Raw genomic sequence first — 25959 nt, 5'->3', positions numbered from 1 at the left:
TTTGATAGATTCACACTGGCCATGTAGTCAACGAGCATCGACAGGAGGCTGCATGTTCCCATCAATGATTGCCGGGTTTGCCCTGAGTTTTAGCCTTATATTGGCGATAGGCGCTCAGAACGCCTTTGTTCTGCGCCAAGGCCTGCGGCGCGAGCACGTCTTTGCACTGTGTCTGACCTGCGCAGTGTCTGACGCGATACTGATCGGGGCGGGTGTTGCAGGGTTCGGCACCCTGGCTCAGGCCGCGCCGTGGTTTGAAACGGTGATGCGCTATGGTGGGGCAGTGTTTCTGATTTGGTACGCCCTACGAAGTTTTTGGTCTGCCTGGCAAGGTGGGGCGGTGATGGATACCGCAACAGGGCAGCGCACCAGCCTGCGTGCGGCCATGCTGACCGTGCTGGCCTTCACTTGGCTCAACCCCCATGTATATCTGGATACGGTCGTATTGATCGGGTCGATATCGGCCCAATATTCAGATCGCATGGGGTTTGCGATAGGGGCGATGACTTCGAGTTTCGTTTTCTTCTTTTCGCTCGGCTACGGTGCCAGAGTGCTTTCACCGATTTTTGCCCGCCCGCGCGCATGGCAGATTCTTGATTTTATCATCGGAATCGTGATGCTTATGATCGCGTTGAAACTTGTTATCATGTGAAGGGTTGTCCCGGATCAGAATTCGGTGTTCAACCGTTTGTATGACCTCACCTAATGATCAGCACCGCCCGCTTGTTGGCATGTTTTGGATGCTTGCGGCCGGGCTGTCCTTTGTGGGCATGAATGCGCTGGTGAAGGTGCTGGGAACCAGCATGAACCCCATTCAAGCGGCATTCTTGCGCTATGTCCTGGGTCTGGTGTTTCTTTTGCCCGCAATCCGGGCGATCCTCGGAACTCCATTGACCCCGCGCAATCTTACGCTGTTTGGACTACGCGGAATGGTCCACGCCATCGCCGTCATGCTTTGGTTTTTTGCGATGACGCGCATCCCCCTCGCCGAGGTGACCGCGATGAATTACATGACACCTATCTACGTCACGGTGGGTGCGGCACTGTTCTTGGGTGAAAAGCTAGCTTTTCGTCGTATCGCCGCGATTGGTGTTGCTGTGATTGGAGTAGTGATCATCCTGCGCCCGGGCTTTCGCGAGATATTGCCCGGTCACATAGCGATGCTGGGGGCTGCACTAGCGCTTGGTGGTTCCTATCTGCTTGCCAAAGTCATGGTCCGTGATATCCGTCCCTCAGCCGTTGTTGCCCATCTTTCGATATGGGTCACCATCGCGCTTATCCCTTTCGCCGTTGCGGTTTGGGAGCCGCCCAGCCTGCGCGATCTTGGTATACTTTTCATCGTCGCCAGCTTTGCGACTGCGGGGCACTATTTCATGACGCTTGCATTGCAGGCTGCCCCGGTGGCCGTGACCCAGCCGGTGACGTTCCTGCAGCTGATCTGGGCCACTTTGCTCGGCGCTTTGGCCTTCCATGAACGCATCGACATCTGGGTAATTGCAGGAGGCACTCTGATCCTGGCTGCCGTCAGCTTCATCACCTGGCGTGAAGCCGTGCTGAGCCGTGGCGGCACACCGCCGCAAGGTTCTGAGACCCCACCGGCGAAACCAAGAACCGTTATTGATTGACGAGTCAATAAAAACCGCTTAGCCTTCCTTGCACTCAGGTATGGCGAAGAGGCGAAGATGCCAAAACTCGGAATGGAGCCGATCCGGCGGGACGCGATCGTCAAGGCGACGATCGCCGAGCTTGGCGCGCAAAAATCCCTTGATGTCACCGTTAGCCAGATCGCCAAACGCGCAGGTATGTCCAGTGCATTGGCGCATCATTACTTTGGGGGCAAAGAACAGATATTCCTAGCCGCGATGCGGCGTATCCTGACGGATTTTGGATCTGAAGCGCGCGCGCAACTCAGCACGGCAGATCCGGAAGAGCGCGCACAGGCCATCATTCGTGCCTGTTTCGCGCCATCATGTTTCACACCGGATGTTATCGCAGCTTGGATGACTTTTTATGTTTTGGCTCAAACCAACGATGATGCGCTGAGGCTCTGGCAAATCTATCAGGCACGCATCCGCTCGAACCTGATCCATGCGTTGCGCCCACATATGAGTGACCCGAGCGAGGCTGCCGAAGGTATGATCGCGCTGATCGATGGGTTGTACATCCACTCTGCACTGAATTCCCCACAAGAGCCGCAGCGGGCAGTCACCCATGCGCTGCGGGTACTGAGAGTTTTCCTAGAGGCCGAAAAATGACAAAGCCGAATATTCTGATCCTGATGGTGGATCAGCTCAACGGGACCCTCTTCCCCGACGGTCCTGCAGAATGGTTGCATGCGCCGAACCTGAAGAAGCTGGCGGCAAGATCAACGCGTTTCGCAAATGCCTACACTGCTTCGCCGCTCTGTGCTCCGGGACGTGCGAGCTTTATGTCGGGTCAACTGCCATCGCGCACTGGCGTCTATGACAACGCCGCCGAGTTCAACAGCGATATCCCGACCTATGCCCACCACCTTCGTCGTGCGGGATATTACACCTGCTTGTCCGGCAAGATGCACTTTGTCGGCCCAGACCAGTTGCACGGGTTCGAAGATCGTCTGACCACTGATATCTACCCGGCAGATTTCGGTTGGACGCCGGATTATCGTAAACCCGGTGAGCGCATCGACTGGTGGTATCACAATATGGGCTCGGTCACTGGGGCAGGCATTGCCGAGATTTCCAACCAGATGGAATATGATGACGAGGTCGCTTATAACGCCAAGGCCAAGCTATATGACCTTGCACGCGGCAAGGATGATCGCCCCTGGTGTGTGACCGTCAGCTTCACGCACCCACACGATCCTTACGTGGCGCGACGCAAGTACTGGGATCTGTATGAAGACTGTGAGCATCTTGAGCCACAGATCGCGGATCTGGGATATGACAATCAGGACCCGCATTCCAAACGTATTTTCGATGCCAATGACTGGCGCAGCTTCGACATAACGACCGAGGATATTCGCAAATCCCGTCGCGCCTATTTCGCCAATATCTCATATCTGGATGACAAGATCGGTGAGATACTGGAGGTTCTGGAAACGACGCGTCAAGAGGCGATCATACTGTTCGTGTCCGACCACGGCGACATGCTGGGTGAGCGCGGGTTGTGGTTCAAGATGACTTTCTTCGAAGGCTCTTCCCGCGTGCCGCTCATGATTTCGGCCCCCGATCTTCCAGTTGGTCGCATCGATACACCAGTTTCGACGATCGACGTGACACCGACGCTTGGTACGTTGGCGGGCGTCGATATGGCGGAAATCTCACCTTGGACGGATGGTGAGGACCTTGTTCCGTTGGCAAAGGGTACAGACCGAACCGCGCCGGTTGCAATGGAATATGCCGCCGAGGCCTCATACGCTCCTTTAGTCTCTCTGCGCTATGGCAAGTGGAAATACAATCGCTGTACATTGGACCCCGATCAACTGTTCGATCTCGAGGCTGATCCGCATGAGATGGAAAATCTCGCTGGTCTGCCCGAACATGCAGGCACCCTGCAAACACTGCGTGCTAAATCCGAGGCGCGATGGGATCTGGATCGCTTTGACGCCGATGTGAGGGCCAGCCAAGCCCGGCGCTGGGTGGTTTATGAGGCACTGCGGCAGGGTGGCTATTTTCCTTGGGATTATCAGCCTCTTCAGAAAGCGTCTGAACGGTACATGCGCAATCACATGGACCTGAACGATGTCGAGGATAGCCAGCGTTATCCGCGTGGCGAGTAATCCTTTACATTTTTGAAATTGCACCCGTCGGAAATGCGGAGATTTTTCGTCGAAAAATCTTGCCCCGAAGGTGAACGGAGACACGAATATGGAAGCAGATTTTGTCATTGTTGGCGCCGGTTCTGCTGGTTGCGCGATGGCTTACCGTCTGAGTGAGGCCGGAGCCTCGGTTCTGGTGATCGAGCATGGCGGCACTGACGCCGGACCCTTCATCCAGATGCCTGCCGCCCTAAGCTATCCGATGAATATGTCGCGATATGACTGGGGCTACAAATCCGAGCCCGAACCGCATCTGAACAATCGTCAACTTGCTTGCCCCAGAGGCAAGGTGATCGGAGGGTCTTCTTCGATCAATGGCATGGTCTATGTGCGCGGTCACGCGCGAGATTTTGACACCTGGGCCGAGATGGGCGCAGATGGATGGTCTTACGCAGATGTGCTGCCGTACTACAAACGCATGGAAACCTGGCATGATGGTGGCCATGGCGGTGATCACACCTGGAGAGGCACGGATGGACCTCTGCACGTGTCGCGAGGGCCTCGTGAAAATCCGCTGTTTAAGGCGTTCGTCGATGCAGGTCAGCAGGCTGGATATGAGGTCACTGGCGACTATAACGGTGAGAAACAAGAAGGTTTTGGGCCGATGGAGCAGACCGTCTGGAAAGGACGGCGCTGGTCGGCGGCGAATGCGTACCTTAGGCCAGCGCTCAAGCGGCAAAACTGCGAAATCATCCGGGGTCTTGCGGCGCGCGTGATTATTGAATCCGGGCGCGCATCCGGGGTCGAATTGATCCGGGGTGGCAAACGGGAAGTGATCACAGCGCGGCGCGAGGTTGTATTGGCGGCTTCGTCCATCAATTCGCCTAAGTTGCTGATGCTTTCGGGGGTTGGACCCGCGGCGCACCTGGCTGAGCACGGTATCAAAGTGGTCGCCGACCGCCCTGGCGTCGGCGCCAATCTGCAGGATCACCTAGAACTTTATATCCAACAGGCCTCGATCCAGCCGATCACGCTATACAAGCATTGGAACCTGATCAGTAAGGGGATGATCGGGGCGCAATGGTTGTTTACCAAAACCGGCCTTGGCGCATCGAACCAGTTTGAAAGCGCCGCCTTTGTGCGTTCGAAACCGGGTGTGGAATATCCTGACATACAATATCATTTTCTGCCGATGGCGGTTCGCTATGACGGGCAGGCGGCAGCCGAAGGGCACGGATTCCAGGCGCATGTGGGGCCAATGCGGTCGCCCTCGCGCGGCGCTGTGACTCTGCGATCCGCCAAAGCCGAAGACGCGCCGGTGATCCGGTTCAACTACATGAGCCATGATTCGGATTGGGAAGACTTCAGAACCTGCATTCGCTTGACCCGAGAGATCTTTGGACAGCAGGCGTTCAAACCCTTTGCCGGTAAAGAGATCCAACCGGGGGCGGAGGTTCAGTCGGACGATGAGCTAGATGCCTTTATCGCCGAGCATGCCGAAAGCGCCTATCACCCTTGCGGGACTTGCCGCATGGGCCGCGCGGATGACAAGGATGCCGTTGTCGACCCGCAAGGGCGTGTGATTGGGGTGGATGGATTGCGCGTCGCCGATAGCTCGATTTTCCCGCAAATCACCAATGGCAATCTGAACGCGCCGTCGATCATGGTGGGTGAAAAGATGTCGGACCATTTGCTGCATAAAGACCCTCTGCCCAAAGCGAACGACCAACCCTGGATAAGTCCGAGATGGGCAACGGCACAGCGCTGACACATCCAAAACCCACGGCGTGCATTTATCCTGAAAGCTGGTTGATTGCGCTCGGAATTTGATCGGCGTCAAAGCGGAGTGCGACAGTCATGTTTAGCCTTGGGATGTAACGCTGAAACAAGGAGCCAACTGGATGTCTCATACCCCGCATGAACTGGCTGAAGAGTTCCCCGACAAGCTCGAAGTGATGAGTCAGCTCAAGCAAACGGATGCGCATTTTGCCCGACTTGCGGATGAGTATCATGAGGTCAACCGCACCGTGCATCGGGCTGAAACCAACGTCGAACCGATGGAGGAATTGGCCGAGGTTGATTTGCGCAAGAAACGCGCGGCGCTCAAAGACGAGATCTGGGCGATCTTGTCAAAAAGCTGAGGATTAGGCGGGGGCTCTGCCCCCGGACTCGCAGGATATATATGGCCAGGCGAAGATCAGGTGACCTCATAAGGCAGGGTGCCGCGGCTATGGGCGTCGATGGTCAGGCGGCGCTCTAACGGTGGGACCGATCTTTGGTGGCAGGTCTGGCGCTCGCAGATGCGGCAGGATATGCCGATGGGCTCGTAAGCGCTCGCGTTGTTTATGTCGAGATTATCGGCGTAGACCAATGCTTCGGCATGACGAACCTCACATCCCAAGGCGATGGCATAGCGGCGGACAGGAGCACCGAACGAGCCTCCGGATTTTGAAACATCACGAGCCAATGAGATATAGCGGACGCCATCCGGTGTCTCGGCTAGCTGTTGCAGGAAATGACCCGGGGTCTCGAATGCCCGGTGGACATTCCAGAGTGGGCAGGCACCGCCGAAACGGGCAAATTGCAAGCGCGTAGCTGAATGGCGTTTGGTGATCGTTCCGGCCTGATCGACACGGACAAAAAAGAACGGAATCCCCTTTGCGCCGGGGCGTTGTAGCGTAGACAGGCGGTGCGCCACCTGTTCAATCGACGCCCCGAACCGGTTGCTGAGCAGCTCCAAATCATGCCGATAGTCTTGCGCTGCGGACAGGAAAGCGCCGTAAGGCATCAGCGAAGCCCCGGCAAAATAGTTGGCGAGGCCAATCTTGGCGATGGCGCGGGCCTCATCGCTTTGGAAACGGGCGAAATCTAGCGTTGCTTCAAGCAGCTTATCCTGACTGATCAACGCCACCTGCAGCAGCAGTTGGAAGACCTGCGTTTGTGGTGCGGCGCGCGAGGAAAGGCGCAGGGTTTTGTCACCAGCATTGTAGCTGCGTAAGGTTTCTGTGTCGGCGAAAGTGACGTGAATGCCGCGTTCTGACAGGCTGTTCAGGGCTACTTGCCGAATATCGCTGGTTTCATCGGCACGGCTGGCGAAGCGTTCGGCGGCGCGGTCAACGGCGTCAATATAATTGTCGCAGTAGTGAAAGAAATCGCGCACCTCTTCCCATGGGCTGGCCTGAATACGGGCATCCTCGCGGCCCAATGCCTCGTCGAGCGAGGCGAGGCGTTCATGGGTCTGACGATAGGCGCGGTGTAACTCGATGAACGCGCGTGCAAGCGCGGGCGCGTTTGAAGCGGTGAGCCTGAGATCAGCCAGAGGGGGTACTGTTTCGGCAAACACCGGATCGGCCAGTGCTTCGCGCATGTCCGAAACCAATCGTTCGCTATCCCCTGTGCTGAGTTCGGTCACATCCATACCAAACTCTTGCGCCAGTGCCAGAACAACGGTCGTCGAGATCGGCCGGTTGTTATTCTCCATCTGGTTCAAATAGGGCAGTGAAACGCCCAGTTTTGCGGCGAAGTCCTTCTGCGTGAGGGTCAGGCGTGTGCGCATTTCGCGCAGCTTGGCGCCAGCGTATAGTTTCTGAGTGGCCATGGCGGTTCTTTGCAGCTTTACTGAATCTGCAGGCTAACTTTGCAAACCCTGTCGCGCAAGCCGTCTACAGACCCAATTGCCGTTCGCGCCAGATAACAACGCTGATCGCGCAGATTGCCAGTGCGGCGGTTGCCAGCATCAGCCAAAGCAGAGGCATCGCGCCCGTCTCATGCGTCAGCAATGCGCCTGCCAATGCGCTGAGTGCCGCGCCGCCGCCCAACATGATCGCACCGCTCAAACCAGAGGCTGTAGCCGCAAGATGCGGGCGGACCGAAAGCGATCCGGCGGTTGCATTTGGGATCGCCATGCCGTTGCCCAACCCGACGAAGGTCATCAGGCCGAAGAAGCTGAGAGCCGTTCCCAAATCCACTAGGAACAACAAAGCTGATAGGGCCACGCCAATTGCATTCAGCCAGCATCCCCAGCGCACCATTCGGTTGACACCGAAGCGAACCGAGAATCGACCGCTGATGAAGTTACCGAAGAAATAGCCAATCGCAGGCGCACCAAAGTAGATGCCGACCTCGGCGGCTGTCATGCCGAACACTTCGGTCCCGATAAAGGGTGCGCCCCCGAGATAGGCAAAGAACGCACCTGAAGAGAACGCTGAGGACAGGGAATAGCCCCAGAAGCGGGGCGATTTCAGCAGTTCAGGGTATTCGCGAAATTGCTGCATCAGTGTTTTGCCGCTTGCGGCGGCGGTTTCGCCAAAATCTTGGTAGGTCAGCGCCAGCGCTAGTGCCGCAAGGGCAAAGGGTAGCCAGAAATTGGCTTTCCAGCCAAAAGTTTCTTCGAGAAGTCCGCCGACCGCAGGGCCGATCATCGGGACGACCGCCATTCCCATGGTGACATATCCGAGCATCGAAGCAGCTTGGTCCTGTTCGTACATGTCCCGCACAGCCGCACGACTTAAGACAATACCAACGACAATGACGGCCTGAAACATTCTGAAGGCCAGAAAGGTCTCGACATTTGGGGCGTATATACACCCCAGCGTTGCCAGCAGAAAAAGGGCGAGTCCCCACAGCAGTACAGGCCGACGTCCGGCCTTATCGGCAATGGGTCCTATTAAGATTTGCAGTGCCGCGTTGACCAGAAGATAAAGCGCGATCGAAAGCTGCATCACCTTGTAATCAGTCTGAAAATACGTCGCCATAAAGGGAAGGCTGGGCAGATACAGATTCATGCTCAGAGCCGACAATCCTGACAACAAAACGAGTGTTGCAAGCGTGGGGGGCGTGCGGCTGACAGAGGGTGAACTGAACTGCATGGTTTACCTTTAGACCCTGATCGCGCGAAATGCCATCGGCAGTTTGGCTTGTTGTGTTAATTAACAAATTTGCAGTTATCTCAAATAGTGTTGCCAAATATTTGCAAATTTGCCGAAAACTTCTTTGGCCGCCGATCCCAACTCGTTATGGTCGCGCAAATTCTCTTGGGAGACTACCGACATGAAAGACATCCTTTCCGAGCTCGAAGGCCGTCGCAACAACGCGCGATTGGGTGGTGGGCAAAAACGCATCGACTCGCAACACGCCCGCGGAAAGCTGACGGCACGCGAACGGATCGAGTTGCTGGTAGACGAAGGCAGCTTTGAAGAGTTTGACATGTTTGTCAGCCATCGCTGCACTGATTTCGGCATGGAGAAACAAAAGCCTGCTGGTGATGGGGTGGTCACAGGCTGGGGTACGATCAATGGTCGAATGGTCTACGTCTTCAGCCAGGACTTCACTGTATTCGGCGGCTCGCTGTCGGAAACCCATGCGCAGAAGATTTGCAAGATCATGGATATGGCAGTTCAAAACGGAGCGCCTGTGATCGGGATTAACGACTCGGGCGGGGCGCGGATTCAGGAAGGCGTCGCTTCATTGGCCGGATATGCCGAGGTGTTCCAGCGTAATATCATGGCCTCGGGCGTCGTTCCGCAGATCAGCGTGATTATGGGGCCGTGTGCAGGTGGTGCGGTTTACAGTCCTGCGATGACCGACTTCATATTCATGGTCAAAGACACCTCGTACATGTTCGTAACCGGCCCAGACGTTGTGAAGACCGTCACCAATGAGGTCGTGACGGCGGAGGAACTGGGAGGGGCTTCGACCCACACCAAAAAGTCGTCGGTCGCTGATGGCGCGTTTGAAAACGATGTGGAGGCGCTGGCCGAGGTGCGCCGTCTTGTCGACTTCCTTCCGCTCAACAATCGCGAGAAACCGCCGGTTCGTCCGTTTTTTGACAGCCCTGACAGGGTCGAGACATCGCTGGATACGCTGATCCCGGACAATCCGAACACGCCGTACGACATGAAGGAACTGATCACCAAAGTGGCGGATGAGGGTGATTTTTACGAGATTCAGGAAGACTACGCTAAGAACATCATCACCGGTTTTATCCGGCTTGAAGGGCAGACCGTGGGCGTCGTGGCCAACCAACCCATGGTATTGGCAGGATGTTTGGACATCGATAGTTCCCGAAAAGCGGCCCGGTTCGTGCGGTTCTGTGATTGCTTTGAAATCCCGATCCTGACGCTGGTAGATGTGCCGGGCTTTCTGCCGGGGACGTCGCAGGAATATGGCGGCGTGATCAAACATGGTGCGAAGCTGTTGTTTGCCTATGGTGAGGCAACGGTTCCGAAGGTTACGGTGATCACGCGTAAAGCTTATGGTGGTGCGTATGATGTGATGGCGTCGAAACACCTGCGCGGCGATTTCAACTATGCCTGGCCCACGGCTGAGATCGCGGTGATGGGTGCAAAGGGCGCGACCGAAATCATCCACCGCGCCGATCTCGGCGATTCCGATAAGATCGCGCAACACACTCAGGACTATGAGGACCGGTTCGCAAATCCCTTCGTTGCGGCCGAGCGCGGCTTTATCGACGAGGTGATCATGCCACAATCGACCCGCCGCCGTGTATCACGTGCATTTGCGAGCCTGCGCGGCAAGCAACTGAAGAACCCTTGGAAAAAGCACGACAATATCCCGCTGTAAATGCCCGCCGAGGAGGCCCGAGCCGTAAATGCCCCGATTGACCGGACATAAGACCGCGCAGGTTGCAACAGCTCTGCACGCTCCCTCGGAGGAAGGAAACCGCCGCTGGCGGATCCGGGGATGCGCCGGGGTTTTTACGTTGCTGGTCGGAGTAGGTTCGGCGCTGGCCTCAAACCTGCTGCCCGTGCCATCGGGTCAACCGGTCGAGCTTAGCGATGTGCTTCTGGACACCAATCCGGGTGAGCTTTGGGTGCGGTTTCGGTTCATTGCACCCAAGATCGGATCGACTGCAGGTCGTATCACATATGATGTCGCCGTAGTCGACATGGAGCATTTGTGTGAAACACTGGCGGTGCCTTATGTGGCCCAGCACGAATTGCAGCCTGCCCGGATTGTGATTTCGTTTTCGGACAGACCGGTAGCGTTCGGCACCTCCGAACCTGACGCAACGCAGTTCTTCGAAGCCTACCGGCTGGATCAATCCCGGTGTATCTGGGAGGGGCTCTGACCATGAACCAACAATGTCACGGTCTCAGAGTGTCCCGATACAGTGATGCAGCTCTGGAGGTTCGCATGATCACTTCAATCCCGCAGGCATGTCCGATGGCCTGCCATATCTGGAACTTGTCCGTTGAGGTTTCGCAATGCTGAAACATCGCGGTTTCCCCGGACGTTTGCCCGGAACAGACTTCCAGTTCACCATTCGGCGGGCCAATCCCAAGGGCGTTACGCCGCTGACCCAGCGAGAACGCTTTCGCGATCGCAAACCCGCCGACAAGCGCGCAGATGTCGCGTTTATCGAGGCGTTATGGGCGCATTTTGGTGATCAGCCCTTTGAGCGAGGCAATCTGGACGCGGGCCGTCTAAGTTGGCTGTTCGGGCGTGAGGTTGTCGCCGCCGAAGACCCGTTTGATCCTGCAAGCTATGATGCTCTGCTGGTGATCAATCTGGACGCCGCGCGCCAATCTTTCCCTGACGTGTTCGACGGAGCGCGCTGATTGTGACCGGGGCTGCCGCACATAACACTCAGATGATCAGTGACACTGGAACCCTGCCCGCTAATGGGCAGGGTAGGCTGTTTTCATCAGAAGTTGAGTTGCGCGGCCAACTGGACACGATTGCCGTCGAATGTGTCGCCGGAAATTGTGTCGTTCCGCTCTCCATAGATGTATTCGGCGCTGAGCGTCAGGTTGTCTGTCGCCTTGTAAAAGGCATTGACGTGGATCGTCTCAAGCTCGGTGAACGACAAAGTACCGGTCGATGTAGGCAGGTCGTAGTCTTCCTTGCCATAGGCGATGCCGACGTTCCATTTGGAACTCAGGTCCTGACGGAATTCGATGGTGTAGCCATCAACATCGTTGGCCTGACCCCCGACGACTGCATCGCCCAATCCGATCAGGTAGGGGCCAAGTGCCTCACCGTTGACATAGTTGACCTGGAACAACCCACCTTCCCACGGTCGGATCGAGCCCGACAAAGAGAAACCGGTCTGATTGACCTCGACGTCGCCGGATTGCGCCTTGCCGTAGAGCGCCGAGGCACGAGCGATGTATTTGCCATCGTTGTATTCGACCGAGCCAGTCAGCACGGGATCATCCGAATCCGAGCCGCCGACGTTTTCTTCAACGGAAACGGCGAAGGTGGTATTCGATCCGATATTGTTGGTGTAGCGCACCTGCGGAACGCGCGCGAAAGCGATCCCGACCGGCCCGTTAAATTCCACCGAGGTCGGGTAGGTGTCCAGAGGTTGGAAATTGGTCCAGTATTGTCCGATCAGCCATTGTTCCCCAATTCGGATATTGGCATGACGAATTCGGAATTCGGCGGTTCCGTCCGAGCCGAAGGCATCGACTTCGATCTGGCCCTGAATGTCACCGATTCCCGAAGGTGTGCTGGTGCGCAGGCCGATACGAGACTGACGGACTGTGGCGCCAAACGTACCATCTGTCTCGGCCGAGGGTTCACCAATCACGTTTACGAACGCGGTGTCGCCCTGATCGTATTCGAAGTCATAGAAGAAGTCGGCTTTGACATAACCGTAGACGTCCAGAGTGGTGTTGCCGATCTGCAGATCCCCAGTGCCAGACCCGGGATTGGAGGATTCCAGCGCTTCGACCCGGGCGCGCAGTGCATCCAGTTCAGCCTGAGTTTGTGCATCTTGCGCCAAGGCTTGCATACCGGTCACGGAAAGCGCGCTGGCAGCAAGCAGGCTAGCAGTTTTACCCTTTGTTATCATATGGATAGTTCCTTGTGTGCGAGTGTGCAGGGGCACCGTTCCACGCAACTGAATTCTTGGGAAATCACCAAGTTGAGAGAAGATGCTCTCAATTTTTCAAGCAAAAGTGTCGGTAGACATGTGACGTTTCACACTGCGGTGAAACCGGAATCTAAGTTACTGTCACCGGAAGGATTTTTGCGTGAGTTTGTAGTGATGTTGCGTGAGGTGCCTCGCGCACTGCCTCGCTACAAGTCTTCGATTTGTAACAGGAACGTGACGGATTTCAGACGTAGTCGTCGCTGTCCGGGCGATTACGACGTCGGCGCAAATCTGCGTGGTGCCGCGCTGGATGGGCAGGTTTCAGCCGGAATCTCAGATGGAAACAATAACTGGTTGGCGGCCAGAATTGTGCTGTGCACAGTGATTGGGCCGTGCGGCTCTACTTTGCCTGCGTCGCACAAGCACCTACTATTCCGTACCCCTTCCTTCCGCGGGCAGGCTTGTGTTCCCCACAGAGTTCTGTCCGCGGTTTTCTTTTTGTCAGGTTTGGACAAAAAACGGCAAAAACCTGCGCAATTCGCAAGTTTGTGGTCCGTGTTATTGCATAACAAGGCGCGAAATCGGCATCTGCTCTCAAAGACTGCAAAAAATCTAGAAGGGCAGAAACCATGCGAATCAAACGAATTTCTCTTGCGTTGGCAACCTGCGCGGGTTTGGCGGCCTGCGGTGGCTCGACCGGTGAACAGGCGATCCTTGGCGGCGGTGCGGGGGCTCTGGGGGCGGCGGTCCTCAGTGCAGATCCGCTGCTTGGGGCGGCAGTCGGGGCTGCGGGCAACGTGCTTTACTGCAAGACCCAGAACAACTGTAACTAAAGCTGAATTTAACGGGGCTGGAAAAGTCCCGTCCGTCATTGCGCATCACGCCGTCGTGGGGTCAACGCCCCGCGGCGGCGTTTTGCGTTTCCAGAACATCAAGCCAAAGGACGTTCCATGTTCAACAAGATCCTGATCGCAAACCGGGGCGAGATTGCCTGCCGGGTCATCAAGACTGCCCGCAAGATGGGCATTGGCACGGTTGCCATCTATTCAGATGCTGACAAGAACGCCCTGCATGTTTCAATGGCGGATGAGGCCGTGCATATCGGCCCGCCGCCCGCCAACCAGTCATACATCGTCATCGACAAGGTGATGGATGCCATCCGTAAAAGCGGCGCGCAGGCGGTCCACCCCGGTTATGGCTTTCTGTCCGAGAACTCCAAATTCGCCGAGGCGCTGGATGCCGAAGGCGTCGCCTTTGTCGGCCCCCCGGTCGGTGCGATCGAAAGCATGGGCGACAAGATCACCTCGAAGAAGATCGCGCAGGAGGCCGGGGTTTCGACGGTGCCCGGTTACATGGGCCTGATCGAAGACGCCGATGAGGCAGTGAAGATTTCGAACGACATTGGCTATCCGGTGATGATCAAGGCCAGCGCTGGCGGCGGTGGCAAGGGCATGCGGATTGCGTGGAATGACGAAGAGGCGCGGGAAGGTTTCCAGTCATCCAAGAACGAGGCCGCGAACTCCTTCGGCGACGACCGGATTTTCATCGAGAAATTTGTGACTCAGCCGCGCCACATCGAGATTCAGGTGCTCTGTGACAGTCACGGCAATGGCATCTATCTCGGGGAACGCGAATGCTCGATCCAGCGCCGGAACCAGAAGGTTGTGGAAGAGGCGCCATCGCCGTTCCTTGACCCTGAAACCCGCAAGGCGATGGGCGAACAGGCGGTCGCGCTTGCCAAAGCGGTAGACTATGCCAGTGCCGGTACGGTGGAATTCATCGTGGATGGGGAAAAGAACTTTTATTTCCTCGAAATGAACACGCGCCTGCAAGTGGAACACCCGGTGACCGAACTGATCACCGGTGTTGATCTGGTGGAGCAGATGATCCGTGTGGCGGCTGGTGAAAAACTGTCGATTACGCAGGATGACGTCACCCTGACAGGCTGGGCGATTGAAAACCGTCTTTATGCAGAGGACCCGTATCGTGGCTTCTTGCCCTCGATTGGCCGCCTTACCCGTTATCGCCCGCCGCAGGAGGTCGCAGCCGGCCCGCTGCTTGTGAATGACAAATGGCAAGGTGCTGCGCCTAAAGGGGATAGCGCTGTGCGTAACGATACCGGCGTCTATGAGGGCGGCGAGATCAGCATGTATTACGACCCGATGATCGCCAAGCTGTGTACCTGGGCACCGACCCGCGAACAGGCGATTGAGGCGATGCGCGTGGCGCTGGACAGTTTCGAAGTCGAAGGCATCGGTCACAACTTGCCATTCCTGTCAGCGGTCATGGATCACCCGAAATTTGTAAGTGGTGACATGACGACCGCTTTCATCGCCGAGGAGTATCCGGACGGGTTCGAAGGCGTCGACCTTCCCGAAGAGGATTTGCGCCGTATCGCAGCCTCGTGCGCTGCCATGCACCGGGTTGCCGAAATCCGTCGCACCCGCGTATCGGGCCGGATGGACAACCATGAACGGAAGGTCGGCAAACGTTGGAATGTCGCTCTGCAAGGGCAGGATTTCAGCGTCAAGGTTAAGGCTGACAAACAGGGCGCGACTGTCAAATTCAAAGACGGGTCAGCTCTGCGTGTGTCCTCTGACTGGACGCCGGGTGACCAACTTGCGGTGTTGGACGTGGATGGCAGCCCGTTGGTCCTGAAGGTTGGAAAGATATCGGGCGGGTTCCGTATCCGAAACCGAGGGGCTGACCTCAAGGTACATGTGCGCACCCCGCGTCAGGCCGAACTGGCCCGCCTGATGCCCGAGAAGCTGCCGCCTGATACATCGAAAATGCTGCTCTGCCCAATGCCGGGCTTGATCGTGAAGATTGATGTGGAAGTAGGTCAGGAGGTGCAGGAAGGTCAGGCACTTTGTACCGTTGAGGCGATGAAGATGGAGAACATCCTGCGCGCCGAGAAAAAGGGCGTTGTCTCCAAGATCAACGCGGGCCCCGGCGACAGTCTGGCCGTTGATGATGTGATCATCGAGTTCGAGTGATGATGCGGACACCTGCGACATATCTCTCAAGGTTCCCAGCGGCTTCCGCCGGGATCTTGAGTCATGTCGCAGGTGCTCAGCCGCCCTCACGTCGTTCGCGGATTTCGCGTTCGCGCAAAGGCGTCTTGTCAATGGATCGGCCAATCTCACGCACGCTCCATGGGCTGGGTTTGCGCAGTTTGACGACACCATCCTTGTCGACAAATACCATCTGGAAACCACGCGGTCGCAGTTTTGATCGGATCGATGATCGCGCCGCCGGATCAGTATCGGTCAAGACGATCACGTCGCGATCCCGCATTGCGTCCTCGCCTTCCAGTAACATGTCAATCTGTTGCTGGAATCTTGGGTCTGCCGGGGTATCGGCAAAAACGACGATCGGGCGATGCGTCCAGAGAAAATCGCTCAGATCGCTGTCAGCTACTGGACGAACAAAGCTGTCATCCGCAGGGGCAGTCGCGTCGGCGGCCAAGGCGGCCAACGGGAATAGTGCCGAGAAAACAAAGGCAAGCGTGCGTGTCATGAGGCCTCCTGTTGTGATGAATATAGCCTCTGCTGGGGCGAATGCGACTGACGAAATGCGTGTGATCACCAAAAATTTGCTTCGTGGACGCCGCACCCACCCATGCGTATTTATCAATTTGCCTACAAAATGCGCCGTTCCCGCGGCCTTCGTGTGGGGAGAGTAGGCCGATGGAAGTGATCCTGCATTGCGGTGCACATCGATGTGCAAGCACCAGTTTCCAGAACTATCTGAGCCGGAACGTGCAGGTCCTTGCAGATCAAGGTCTGGCGTATTGGGGGCCGGAGCGAACACGCTCCAATGGCCTCAACAGCTTGAATAAATTGACGCCTGAGGTCTGTGATGGATTACGCCGCGAGCTGGACGTATGTCAGAAAGACGGCGCGACGCAGCTATTGGTCAGCCAAGAGAATTTCGTGGGCTCAATGGAGCGCAATATTGCCTTTGCCTCGCTCTATCCAGGTATGCAGGAACGTGGGCAGCTTTTGGCAAGGGCATTTGATGGAAGAGTCACCAAAATTGCTTTGAATATCCGCGCGTTGGATATGTATTGGTCTTCCGTGGCCGCCTATAAGTTCAAACGTGGCAGCGCCCCAATAGAGCCCACAAAGTGGACCCGCATCGCGCAAAGCAAGCGGAGCTGGCGAGACGTCATCACCGATATTAGCCACGCCTTCCCGGGCGTCCCATTGCTCGTTTTGCCGTTTGAGGAATTTGCGGGTCATCAACAGGCGCAGCTTCAGGCGCTGACGGGTCGCACCGCGCCCGAATTCAGCGATGGCCTTGCGTTGAATGCTGCGCCCAAACCTACGCCCCATGGTCTGACCGCTGAACAGGCGATGCAGCTTTGGGCTGATTATGCCGATGATCTGGAATGGCTTGCCTCGGGCGCCGATGGGCGGGCTGAACTGATCTGCCGGACAGATAGCAATGCACGCGGGGTCGCCCCCGCCGAAACCAGAATTGAACAGAGGAAATCGACATGACCGACACCAACGACTGGCAGGTGCTGGCTGAAAAAGAGCTGCGCGGCCGACCTTTGGGCGATCTGACCAAAGAGACGCTGGAAGGCATCGACGTCAAACCGCTTTATACTCAGGAAGACACGGCTGATCTGCCGCATATGGGCTCGCTTCCGGGCTTCGGGCCGTTTACGCGCGGCGTCAAAGCGACGATGTATGCAGGGCGTCCTTGGACGATCCGTCAATATGCAGGCTTCTCGACGGCTGAAGAATCGAATGCATTTTACCGCCGCAATCTGGCAGCCGGCCAGCAAGGTGTCTCGGTCGCCTTCGATCTGGCAACTCACCGGGGGTATGACAGTGACCATCCCCGTGTGGTGGGCGATGTCGGCAAGGCCGGTGTGGCCATCGACAGCGTTGAGGATATGAAAATCCTGTTCGACGGTATCCCGCTGGACAAGGTTTCAGTCTCAATGACGATGAACGGGGCAGTGATCCCGGTTCTGGCCAGCTTCATCGTTGCAGGTGAAGAGCAGGGGCATGACAAGGCCGTGCTCTCGGGCACCATTCAGAACGACATTCTGAAAGAGTTTATGGTGCGTAACACCTATATCTACCCGCCCGAGCCTTCGATGAAGATCATCTCGGACATCATCGATTACACTTCGAATGAGATGCCCAAGTTCAACTCGATCTCGATCTCGGGCTATCACATGCAAGAGGCCGGGGCGAACCTGGTGCAGGAACTGGCTTATACGCTGGCCGATGGGCGCGAATATGTGCGCGCTGCGACGGAATCAGGCATGGACGTGGATAAGTTCGCGGGTCGTCTGTCGTTCTTCTTCGCCATCGGCATGAATTTCTTCATGGAGATCGCGAAACTGCGCGCCGCGCGCACCCTTTGGCATCGGGTAATGACCGAGTTCGGGGCGAAATCCGAACGGTCGAAAATGCTGCGAACTCATTGCCAGACCTCGGGCGTGTCGCTGCAGGAACAGGACCCCTATAACAACGTGGTCCGCACTGCCTATGAGGCCATGAGCGCGGTTCTGGGCGGCACACAGTCACTGCATACCAACGCACTGGACGAGGCGATCGCGCTGCCAACCGATTTCTCAGCACGTATCGCGCGAAACACGCAGCTGGTGTTGCAAGAGGAAACCGGTGTGACCGATGTGGTCGATCCGCTGGCGGGCTCTTACTACGTCGAAAGCCTGACCAACGAGCTGGTCGAAAAAGCCTGGGCTCTTATGGAAGAGGTCGAGGAAATGGGCGGTATGACCAAGGCCGTTGCCAGTGGCATGCCCAAGCTTCGGATCGAGGAAAGCGCTGCGCGCCGTCAGGCCATGATCGACCGGGGCGAAGAGGTCATCGTTGGTGTCAACAAGTATCGCAAAGAGCAAGAAGACCCGATCGATATTCTGGACGTCGATAACGTGGCTGTGCGCGAAGCTCAGGTCGCGCGGCTGGAGCGTATCCGTGCAACGCGCGACGAGGCGGCTTGCCAACAGGCGCTGGACGCCCTGACAACAACCGCCCGCGAGGGAGGCAACCTGCTGGCCGCCGCCGTCGAGGCCGCCCGAGCCCGCGCATCCGTAGGAGAGATCAGCATGGCAATGGAGAAAGAGTTCGGTCGCCACCGTGCCGAAGTGAAGACCCTGGCCGGTGTTTACGGTGCGGCCTACGAGGGTGACGAAGGTTTTGCCGCGATTCAGAATTCCATAGAAGAATTCGCCAAGGCCGAGGGGCGTCGCCCGCGTCTGCTGGTGGTCAAGATGGGGCAAGACGGCCACGATCGAGGGGCCAAGGTGATCGCCACTGCCTTTGCCGATATCGGGTTTGATGTGGATGTCGGCCCTCTGTTCCAGACGCCTGCAGAAGCCGCACAGGACGCGGTGGACAATGATGTGCATGTGATTGGGATCTCTTCGCAGGCTGCGGGGCATAAGACATTGGCGCCTCAGTTGGTTGAGGAACTGAAAAAGGCGGGGGCTGAGGACATCATAGTCATCTGCGGTGGGGTCATTCCGCAACAGGATTACCAGTTCCTTTACGATCACGGTGTGAAGGCGATCTTTGGTCCGGGAACGAACATCCCTGAAGCGGCACAAGACATCTTGCGTTTGATCGGCGAAGCCAAAACCTGACGCCGGCGCCAAGATTTTTCGTACGAAAAATCTTGTGATTTCGCCCCTTTGCGGAAAACATGCGACCAGACCCAAATGGTCTGGTCGTTTGTCATCAGGAGGCGTCTTCATGTTACTGGATCATCTGGCTGTTGCGGGCGAAACGCTTGAAGAAGCTTCTGACCATATCGAACAGGCGCTGGGCGTACGGCTTCAGGACGGCGGCAAGCATGAAAAATTCGGGACGTATAATCGACTTTTGGGCTTGCGGGATGGGCTCTATCTGGAGGCGATTGCGATCGACCCCGAAGCCTCCAAACCGCAAAGGACGCGCTGGTTCGATCTGGACCGGTTCACCGGATCACCCCGCCTGACCAACTGGATTTGCCGGGTTCCGGATATCGAAGCGTCACTGACCGTTTTCCCTGACGGCGTCGGACAACCTATCGATCTGAACCGAGGCGCGCTGCGCTGGCGTATGGCAGTCCCCCCAAATGGACGTCTGCCATTTGACAACCTCTTTCCGGCGCTTATTGAGTGGCAGGGTGATCTGCATCCGGCGCAAATGCTTCAGGACAGTGGCTGCCGGTTACGCCGCCTTATAGTGTGCCATCCGGATGCAATCGACTTAGCCAAGGGTTTGGGGGCGTTGGAGTATGTCGCGTTTGACAGCGGCCCGGCTGCATTGCGCGCTGAAATCGAAACACCGCACGGGTTGCGCGTGCTGGAATGAACATCCGGCAGGCCAGAGCCCACGATGCATCCGCGATTGCGGCGATAGCAAACGTGATTATCCGTGATACGCTGGTCACTTTCACCACCGATGAACGCAGCGTAGAAAGCGTGGTGGCAGAGATCGAAACCAGAGGTCCCGCCTTCTTGGTCGCCGAGCGCAGTGGTGCCGTCGAGGGGTTTGCGACCTATGGCACCTTCCGCTCGGGACCAGGATATGCGCAGTGCCGCGAACATTCGATACAGTTGGCACCCGAAGCCAGAGGCCAGCATGTTGGCCGTTCGTTGATGGAGGCTCTTGAAGCCAACGCGCGGGAGGATAACGTGCATGTCTTGGTGGCGGGCATTTCATCGGCCAACCCCGCAGCCATCGCCTTCCATAAGGCAATTGGCTTCAAGCAGGTGGGACGCATGCCTGAAGTGGGGTTCAAATGGGGGCAGCGGCTGGATCTTGTCCTGATGCAAAAAATACTCGACCCGCAGTCATCTGTCGCACCTGACAGTCGTGACAAGGCACGCTAGGGTGCGCCCATGTCGATCTGGTCCAGAATAGCCGACGCGCTGAATGCGCTTGCCCAGGGCGAAAGCCTGACTGCGGTGTTTGAGAAACTGCGCACGCCGCCAGAACGTTCGGTGGCCTTTGCGATTGCTGTCGTGGCGCTTGGCGCCAAGATGGCCAAGGCCGACGGTCAGGTGACGCGGGATGAGGTGACGGCTTTCCGTGAAGTGTTCCAGATCGCGCCCGAAGATGAAGACGGGGCGGCCAAGGTCTTTGACATGGCACGGACAGACGTTGCTGGATATCAGGACTATGCCCGCCGGATTGCCCGCATGTTCGCCGAAGATAGCACCACCCTGTGCGATTTGATGGAAGGGCTGTTTCACATTGCCATGGCGGACGGGTTCTACCATCCGAACGAAAACGAGTTTTTGGAAGAAGTCAGCCGCATTTTCGGCCAGACCGACGCTCAGTTCATGGCCCTGCGCGCGCGTTTCGTACCGGATGCGCCGAAAGACCCCTATACGGTTCTGGGCGTTCCCCGTGACGCCCCTCTGACCGAAATTCGCAAGGTTTGGCGGCAACTGGTGAGAGAAACTCATCCCGATGCGATGCTGGCACGCGGCGTTCCGGAAGAGGCGGTGCGGCTGGCCGAGAAAAAGATGATCGATATCAACCGCGCCTGGGATGAAATCAACGGCGCCCGGGTCTGATCCGTGCGGTTGGCGACCTACAATATCGAATGGTTCGCCAACCTGTTTGATCGCAATGACAGCCTGATTGTCGATGACAGCTGGTCAGGGCGTCACGATGTGACCAAGGCCCGGCAGGTTGAGGCGATCGCAAAGGTGCTGACGGCGATTGATGCCGATGCGATGCTGATCGTCGAAGCCCCCAACACAGGCAAGTCTCAGAATACCGTCCGTGCCTTGCAGCGATTTGCCGAGGCGTTCGGTCTGCGTACAAGCCATGCAATCATGGGATTTCCCAATGATACACATCAGGAATTGGCCCTGCTTTATGATCCCGAAATTCTTACAGCCAAACACGACGCAAGGGAGGCTGAGAACGCGCCGCGTTTCAATGCCGAGTTCCGGATCGACCTGGATGTGGATGCGACCGAGGATCTTGTTCGGTTTTCAAAGCCTCCGATGGAATTGGCGATCCAAACAACCTCAGGGCAGGAGTTTCGACTGATCGGGGCGCATCTGAAGTCCAAAGCGCCCCATGGCGCTGCGTCGCGGGATGAGATGATACGAATTTCGATTGCCAATCGCCGTAAGCAGTTGGCGCAGGCGGTATGGCTGGGTCGACGGGTCCGACATCATTTGACGGAGCGAGAGCCGGTGATTTTGCTGGGCGATCTCAATGACGGACCCGGACTGGACGAGTTCGAACACCTCTTCGGTCGATCGTCGGTCGAGATATTGTTGCAGGCGGGGCTCTATGATCCTCATGCAGCAAGGGCATTGGAACTGCGCCCCGGTTCCGTCCCAGCAACTGCACGATTTGCGCGGCCTAATGAGGGACGATATCTTGAGGCGTTGTTGGACTACATCATGATTAGCGAGGATTTGCGCGCCCACCACCCGAACTGGCGCATCTGGCATCCGTTTCGCGATGCCGCCTGCTGGGGCAACCCCGAGCTGAGGGATGCCTTGCTAACCGCATCCGACCACTTCCCGGTGACGTTGGATATCGACCTCTGACCTTTCAACACTCGGCACGCTCGCTTATATTCAAGCTATGCTACGTCTCATGCTGATCAGCGCTGTTTGTACCGCCTTGGCCCTGCCTGCCCAAGCACAGGACGATTCAGGTAAGTCGCTGATGGAGCGGGGTGCCGAGTTGTTTCTGGAAGGCTTGCGGCAAGAGATCGAGCCCACGATCGAAGACCTGCGTGGATTTGCGGACCAATTTGGTCCGGCTTTGCAGTCTTTCATGCGGGAAATGGGTCCGGCGCTGGCTGATTTGGCTGCTCAGGTGCAGGATTGGAGCGCGTATGAAGCGCCCGAGATGTTACCAAACGGCGACATTATCATCCGCAAGAAGCCCAAAGATCAGCCCGAAGAAGTTGTGCCGGAAGAAGAGACTTCTAACGGTTATACCGATATCTGATTATCCCCGAATGATCACTTTGGGTTCTGATTTCAGCGCGCCGGCCAACGAGTTAAAACGGGCCTCGGCGACTTCGTTGAACAATGCGCCTGCCGATTTGGGCAGACGCAGTTCGAGCTTTTGTTTTTTGGGATAGTAACGCATCTTGCCCATGGCTGCGTCGTGCTGCATCCAAAGCATCGCTCCGAACCGTAGTGCTTTGCCCAGGATTTCGGCCTGTTCCTGGCCGCGTTCGTCGAGCAGTTCGTAAAGCTCGGTAAAGCGGCTCCCTTCGCGTTTGTTGCGATATCGGTGTTGCAAAGCGAGCCCGATAAAGATCCGCTCGGAGTGTTTGATCCCGCTCATGTTGGCGCGGGTGACATATTCGAAACAGGCCTCGGCCCGGTAATCTGGATGCGCACGCCAACTAACGTCATGCAGCAGACAAGCTGCCTTGATCAGGCGCAGCATCGGTTCCGGCGCCGAACGGAACAAGGGCATGACAAAATCGAACAGGTGTTTGCCGAAACCGGGCAAGCGCGCGTCTTTCGCTTCGGCAAACCGGCAGGCTTCGATCAAAGGATCCCGGTCGCGCAGGCGTTGCGGCATCTGTTCATACAGCAATCCTTCGCGGATGCCGTAGCTTGAAATCGCGATGTCCTTTGGTTTAAACGTGCGGATCAGGCGTGAAAGCACATCCATTGCATAGGGGATCAATGCCATACGCGAGCCCGACACACCGGCCAATGCGCGCAATTCATCAGGATCATTCTGTTCGATGAACTTGATGGTCTCGCGTACCTGACTTTGTGTCATGCGGTATTCGTGCAGCACGTTCAGCGGATAGCCTCGGCGCAGCATGTCCAGACGTGCGAAGGCGCGCCAGCTGCCGCCGACCAGAAACAGCCGATCACGTTGAGGGCCCATCCGGTCGCGCATCTCTTCCAGCGTCTTCTTGATATGCTCCTTACGCGCCCGGCGACCGCCTTTGATATCGCGCAGCTTGAGCGGCCCCAGGGGCGAAGTCATGCGACGTCCGACCTTGCCGCCTCCGATCTCAGCGAGTTCGACTGACGAGCCACCGATGTCGCAGATCAGCCCATAAGCTCCGGGCCAACCCAGCAGCACGCCCTGAGCTGAGAGCCGTGCTTCTTCCTCGCCATCGACAACGTTGATGATCAGGCCGGTTTCGGCTTTTGCCTGCGCGCAGAAATCCGGTCCATCGCTGGCCTCGCGCACCGCAGCGGTGGCGACCGCGTGCAGGGCGGGCAGGCCGAGGTCTCTGGCAAGATGCTGAAACCTGTGCAAGGCAGCCAGCGCCCGTTTGCGACCTTCAGGGTTCAGTCGGCCGGTCTCTGACAGGCCGGCGCCCAGTTCGCACATCACCTTTTCATTGTAGAAATAGGCCGGTGAGCGCGCCGCGCCGTCAAAAATCACCATCCGGACCGAGTTCGATCCGATATCGACAACCCCGACCCGGGAAAGTGCACGGGCGCCCGGATCTTCGAACAGCGGCCTTCCGAACAGCCCGTGATCCGGGAAATCAGTCTCGGCAATCTTGGTCATGGTGTCCCCAGGTCTTTTGCGCGACAGGATGCGAGATCACCCTTGTCCGGTCAATTGCAGGCATCCGATTGTTCGGCCTCTGTGTTCAATAGACGCACCGCCAGCGCACGGGTGATGTCGCGTTTTTCAGTCAGCGCAATTTCGTCAAGCTGCTCGACCACGCGGGCGGCGGTTTCAAAGCTTCGATTCATGTGCTTGACCAGATATGCTATGACATCCGGCCCCGGATTGAGCTGCCGGTCGGTGAATAGCTTCGCCAGCACTGCGCCCAGCAGCGCATCGTCCGGCCCTTCAAGCGACACATGATGCGCACCTTCGGCCCGGCTTTGCAGATCGGCCAGCGGCAGATGCCACAGCTTCGGCGTCGTGCGCCCGGTCATCAGCAAGGCGTGGCCCTCAGCCAGAACCAGATTGTGCAAATGGAACAGAGTTTTCTGCTGCTCGGCGTCCGCAGCGATTACCGGCACATCCTCGACCGCCACCGGACCGCGCGCCAGGTCCGGCACGTCGTCATATCGAAGTGCGGCGGCTTGTACGATTCGACCGCCGGTCTCGCCGGCCCAGACATGCGCCAGATGGGTCTTGCCCGATCCTGCAGGGCCGCTCAGCACCAGTTTGTTGCCAGGCCATGAGGTGGCAGAGATCATCGCAACAGCCAGCGCATTAGCAGGCGAGACGAAAAAGTCTTCGCGGCCCAAGGCAGTCTTGGACGGCAGATCAAAGCTGAGCTGCATGGCCATTTATTCGTCTTCCTGATTGAGCCCTTCAAGCCCGGTATATAGGCGGCTGTGCAGATATTGCTCGGTCGCAAACCGTGCCAGCACGCCCAAGGCAGCCGCTACAGGTACTGCGATCAGCATACCGACAAAGCCGAACAGCGCGCCGAAGACCGACAAGGCCAGCAGCAGCCAGACCGGGTGCAGGCCCACTGAACTACCGACGAGTTTGGGCGTCAGGAAGTTGCCCTCGGTCACCTGTCCGATAGCAAATATACCGGCGACCAAACCGATATGTGCCCAGTCCCCCCAGAACTGAAACAGGGCCAGGCCTATGGCTAGGGTGCCTCCGATCAGGGCGCCCAAATAGGGGATGAAGGTTACCAGTCCTGCAATGAAGCCGACGATCAGGCCGAATTGCAGACCGACCAGCATCAATGCGACAGCATAGTAGGTGCCGAGGATCAGGCAGACGGTACCCATTCCACGCACGAATGAGGCAAGAACGGCGTCGATTTCACCAGCAAGTCGTTTGATCGTGGGGGCGTGATCACGGGGCAAGAGCTCTCCGATCCGGGTGATCATGCGATCCCAATCCATCAGCAGATAAACCGCGACAACCGGTACGATAACCAACAGGACGACGACATTTATCGCTGAACCCAATGAGGCCAGAACGGTTTGCAGCACATCGCCGGTTTTTGATTTCAGCGTCTCGCCAAATGACACCAGCATCTGGTGGGTATTTGATTCGCGATCGAGCAAAGCCGGGAATTGTTTCTCAATAAAGGCGCGCAGTTCTTTAAAAAGGCTTGGCAAAACATCAATCAGATCCAGTAGCTGTGTGATCAACGCGGGCACAACCATAAGAATCATCAAAACAAAACCAAACACGCCGACAACGGTAATGATCCCGGTCGCAGCCATGCGCGAAAGGCCGAGTGTTTCCAGGCGGTCCGCAACGGGATCAAGGAAATATGCAATCGCACCACCGATCACAAAGGGCAGCAAGACATCGCCCAACAGGTACAAAAGCAGCACGAAAACAGCGGCGGCAATGCCCCAGTATCTAAGCTGATCCTTCACCGGCAAGGCCATGGCGCAATCCCTCGTTTGCACAGCATTGCCGTGTTCTTGGCCCATGACGCCCGGCGATGCAAGCGG

Annotated in this window: 25 protein-coding genes; 18 read left to right on the top strand and 7 right to left on the bottom strand. The window is 57.1% G+C overall.

The genetic code is table 11. The annotated features are described in order from the left end of the window. The first annotated feature begins 52 nt into the window (after window positions 1-52). From ACR0EN_RS10930 to ACR0EN_RS10905, 6 genes are all read left to right on the top strand, one after another. Window positions 53-652, top strand: coding sequence for a LysE/ArgO family amino acid transporter (locus tag ACR0EN_RS10930; RefSeq protein WP_170512381.1), 600 nt, complete (start codon window positions 53-55; stop codon window positions 650-652). A gap of 40 nt (window positions 653-692) precedes the next feature. Continuing rightward, complete coding sequence (locus ACR0EN_RS10925) at window positions 693-1625, top strand: DMT family transporter (RefSeq protein WP_170392166.1); 933 nt, start codon at window positions 693-695, stop codon at window positions 1623-1625. A 57-nt stretch (window positions 1626-1682) separates the two neighbouring features. Then, a complete protein-coding gene (gene betI / locus ACR0EN_RS10920; RefSeq protein ID WP_170392164.1) occupies window positions 1683-2255 on the top strand; it encodes a choline-binding transcriptional repressor BetI in 573 nt (190 codons plus the stop codon). Then, complete coding sequence (gene betC, locus ACR0EN_RS10915) at window positions 2252-3760, top strand: choline-sulfatase (RefSeq protein WP_480586715.1); 1509 nt, start codon at window positions 2252-2254, stop codon at window positions 3758-3760. Before betI ends, betC begins: the two co-directional genes overlap by 4 nt. Window positions 3761-3848: 88 nt before the next feature. Further along, window positions 3849-5507, top strand: coding sequence for a choline dehydrogenase (gene betA, locus ACR0EN_RS10910; protein ID WP_170818776.1), 1659 nt, complete (start codon window positions 3849-3851; stop codon window positions 5505-5507). 133 nt (window positions 5508-5640) lie between these two features. Then, entirely contained in the window at window positions 5641-5880 is a 240-nt protein-coding gene (locus tag ACR0EN_RS10905) for an HP1242/YdcH family protein (RefSeq protein ID WP_170392158.1), read from the top strand. 56 nt (window positions 5881-5936) lie between these two features. Here the strand turns inward: ACR0EN_RS10905 and ACR0EN_RS10900 are convergent, their stop codons facing one another. Together ACR0EN_RS10900 and ACR0EN_RS10895 are read right to left on the bottom strand one after the other, a co-directional pair. Next, window positions 5937-7337 (bottom strand): helix-turn-helix transcriptional regulator, encoded by a 1401-nt coding sequence (locus tag ACR0EN_RS10900; RefSeq protein ID WP_170818775.1) that lies wholly within the window; start codon window positions 7335-7337, stop codon window positions 5937-5939. A gap of 64 nt (window positions 7338-7401) precedes the next feature. Continuing rightward, entirely contained in the window at window positions 7402-8607 is a 1206-nt protein-coding gene (locus ACR0EN_RS10895; RefSeq protein ID WP_170563891.1) for a multidrug effflux MFS transporter, read from the bottom strand. A gap of 181 nt (window positions 8608-8788) precedes the next feature. Here ACR0EN_RS10895 and ACR0EN_RS10890 point away from each other — a divergent pair, with 181 nt between their 5' ends. The 3 genes from ACR0EN_RS10890 to ACR0EN_RS10880 all read left to right on the top strand — a co-directional run bounded on the left by ACR0EN_RS10890 (window position 8789) and on the right by ACR0EN_RS10880 (window position 11319). Next, a complete protein-coding gene (locus ACR0EN_RS10890) occupies window positions 8789-10321 on the top strand; it encodes an acyl-CoA carboxylase subunit beta (RefSeq protein WP_170392153.1) in 1533 nt (510 codons plus the stop codon). Window positions 10322-10349: 28 nt separating this feature from the next. Beyond that, window positions 10350-10829, top strand: a complete 480-nt coding sequence (locus tag ACR0EN_RS10885; protein ID WP_480459624.1) for a DUF6497 family protein — start codon at window positions 10350-10352, stop codon at window positions 10827-10829. 136 nt (window positions 10830-10965) lie between these two features. Continuing rightward, entirely contained in the window at window positions 10966-11319 is a 354-nt protein-coding gene (locus tag ACR0EN_RS10880) for a hypothetical protein (protein ID WP_170512369.1), read from the top strand. 86 nt (window positions 11320-11405) lie between these two features. On the opposite strand, the gene ACR0EN_RS10875 is transcribed toward ACR0EN_RS10880, so the two are convergent. Further along, window positions 11406-12557, bottom strand: a complete 1152-nt coding sequence (locus ACR0EN_RS10875) for a DcaP family trimeric outer membrane transporter (RefSeq protein ID WP_480586712.1) — start codon at window positions 12555-12557, stop codon at window positions 11406-11408. A gap of 650 nt (window positions 12558-13207) precedes the next feature. Here ACR0EN_RS10875 and ACR0EN_RS10870 point away from each other — a divergent pair. After that, on the top strand, window positions 13208-13411 hold the full coding sequence (locus ACR0EN_RS10870) for a hypothetical protein (RefSeq protein ID WP_170392147.1): 204 nt from the start codon (window positions 13208-13210) through the stop codon (window positions 13409-13411). A gap of 117 nt (window positions 13412-13528) precedes the next feature. Further along, on the top strand, window positions 13529-15574 hold the full coding sequence (locus ACR0EN_RS10865) for an acetyl-CoA carboxylase biotin carboxylase subunit (RefSeq protein WP_170818774.1): 2046 nt from the start codon (window positions 13529-13531) through the stop codon (window positions 15572-15574). Window positions 15575-15650: 76 nt separating this feature from the next. Here ACR0EN_RS10865 and ACR0EN_RS10860 read toward each other — a convergent pair whose 3' ends face one another. Then, entirely contained in the window at window positions 15651-16097 is a 447-nt protein-coding gene (locus ACR0EN_RS10860) for a DUF4174 domain-containing protein (protein WP_170392143.1), read from the bottom strand. Between the two features lie 170 nt (window positions 16098-16267). On the opposite strand from ACR0EN_RS10860, the gene ACR0EN_RS10855 reads away from it, so the two are divergent. The 7 genes from ACR0EN_RS10855 to ACR0EN_RS10825 all read left to right on the top strand — a co-directional run bounded on the left by ACR0EN_RS10855 (window position 16268) and on the right by ACR0EN_RS10825 (window position 22534). Then, entirely contained in the window at window positions 16268-17083 is an 816-nt protein-coding gene (locus tag ACR0EN_RS10855; RefSeq protein WP_170818773.1) for a hypothetical protein, read from the top strand. Then, window positions 17080-19206, top strand: coding sequence for a methylmalonyl-CoA mutase (gene scpA / locus ACR0EN_RS10850; protein ID WP_170661943.1), 2127 nt, complete (start codon window positions 17080-17082; stop codon window positions 19204-19206). The genes ACR0EN_RS10855 and scpA overlap by 4 nt, the downstream gene beginning before the upstream one ends. A gap of 109 nt (window positions 19207-19315) precedes the next feature. Next, window positions 19316-19918 (top strand): VOC family protein, encoded by a 603-nt coding sequence (locus tag ACR0EN_RS10845; RefSeq protein WP_170732941.1) that lies wholly within the window; start codon window positions 19316-19318, stop codon window positions 19916-19918. Then, entirely contained in the window at window positions 19915-20439 is a 525-nt protein-coding gene (locus tag ACR0EN_RS10840) for a GNAT family N-acetyltransferase (RefSeq protein WP_170818772.1), read from the top strand. The genes ACR0EN_RS10845 and ACR0EN_RS10840 overlap by 4 nt, the downstream gene beginning before the upstream one ends. Before the next feature lie 9 nt (window positions 20440-20448). After that, window positions 20449-21129 carry a molecular chaperone DjiA gene (locus ACR0EN_RS10835; RefSeq protein WP_170392133.1) on the top strand — a complete coding sequence of 227 codons (681 nt, stop codon included), beginning with the start codon at window positions 20449-20451 and terminating at the stop codon, window positions 21127-21129. 3 nt (window positions 21130-21132) lie between these two features. Beyond that, window positions 21133-22125, top strand: a complete 993-nt coding sequence (locus tag ACR0EN_RS10830) for an endonuclease/exonuclease/phosphatase family protein (RefSeq protein ID WP_170625259.1) — start codon at window positions 21133-21135, stop codon at window positions 22123-22125. Window positions 22126-22174: 49 nt separating this feature from the next. Further along, window positions 22175-22534: a hypothetical protein gene (locus ACR0EN_RS10825; RefSeq protein WP_480586709.1), complete on the top strand. Its 360-nt coding sequence runs from the start codon at window positions 22175-22177 to the stop codon at window positions 22532-22534. Here the strand turns inward: ACR0EN_RS10825 and ACR0EN_RS10820 are convergent, their stop codons facing one another. From ACR0EN_RS10820 to ACR0EN_RS10810, 3 genes are read right to left on the bottom strand one after another with little or no spacing between them, the layout of a single operon-like run. After that, window positions 22535-24079, bottom strand: a complete 1545-nt coding sequence (locus ACR0EN_RS10820; protein WP_170401504.1) for a Ppx/GppA family phosphatase — start codon at window positions 24077-24079, stop codon at window positions 22535-22537. It abuts the gene before it with no gap. A 50-nt stretch (window positions 24080-24129) separates the two neighbouring features. Further along, window positions 24130-24819, bottom strand: coding sequence for an HdaA/DnaA family protein (locus ACR0EN_RS10815; RefSeq protein ID WP_170801911.1), 690 nt, complete (start codon window positions 24817-24819; stop codon window positions 24130-24132). Further along, entirely contained in the window at window positions 24820-25893 is a 1074-nt protein-coding gene (locus ACR0EN_RS10810) for an AI-2E family transporter (RefSeq protein ID WP_170392915.1), read from the bottom strand. Window positions 25894-25959 lie beyond the last annotated feature (66 nt).

This window comes from Ruegeria sp. AB7 (genome assembly GCF_056542625.1).
Note: the sequence above shows the minus strand (reverse complement) of the source record. Positions and strands in the feature narration are given on the sequence as shown.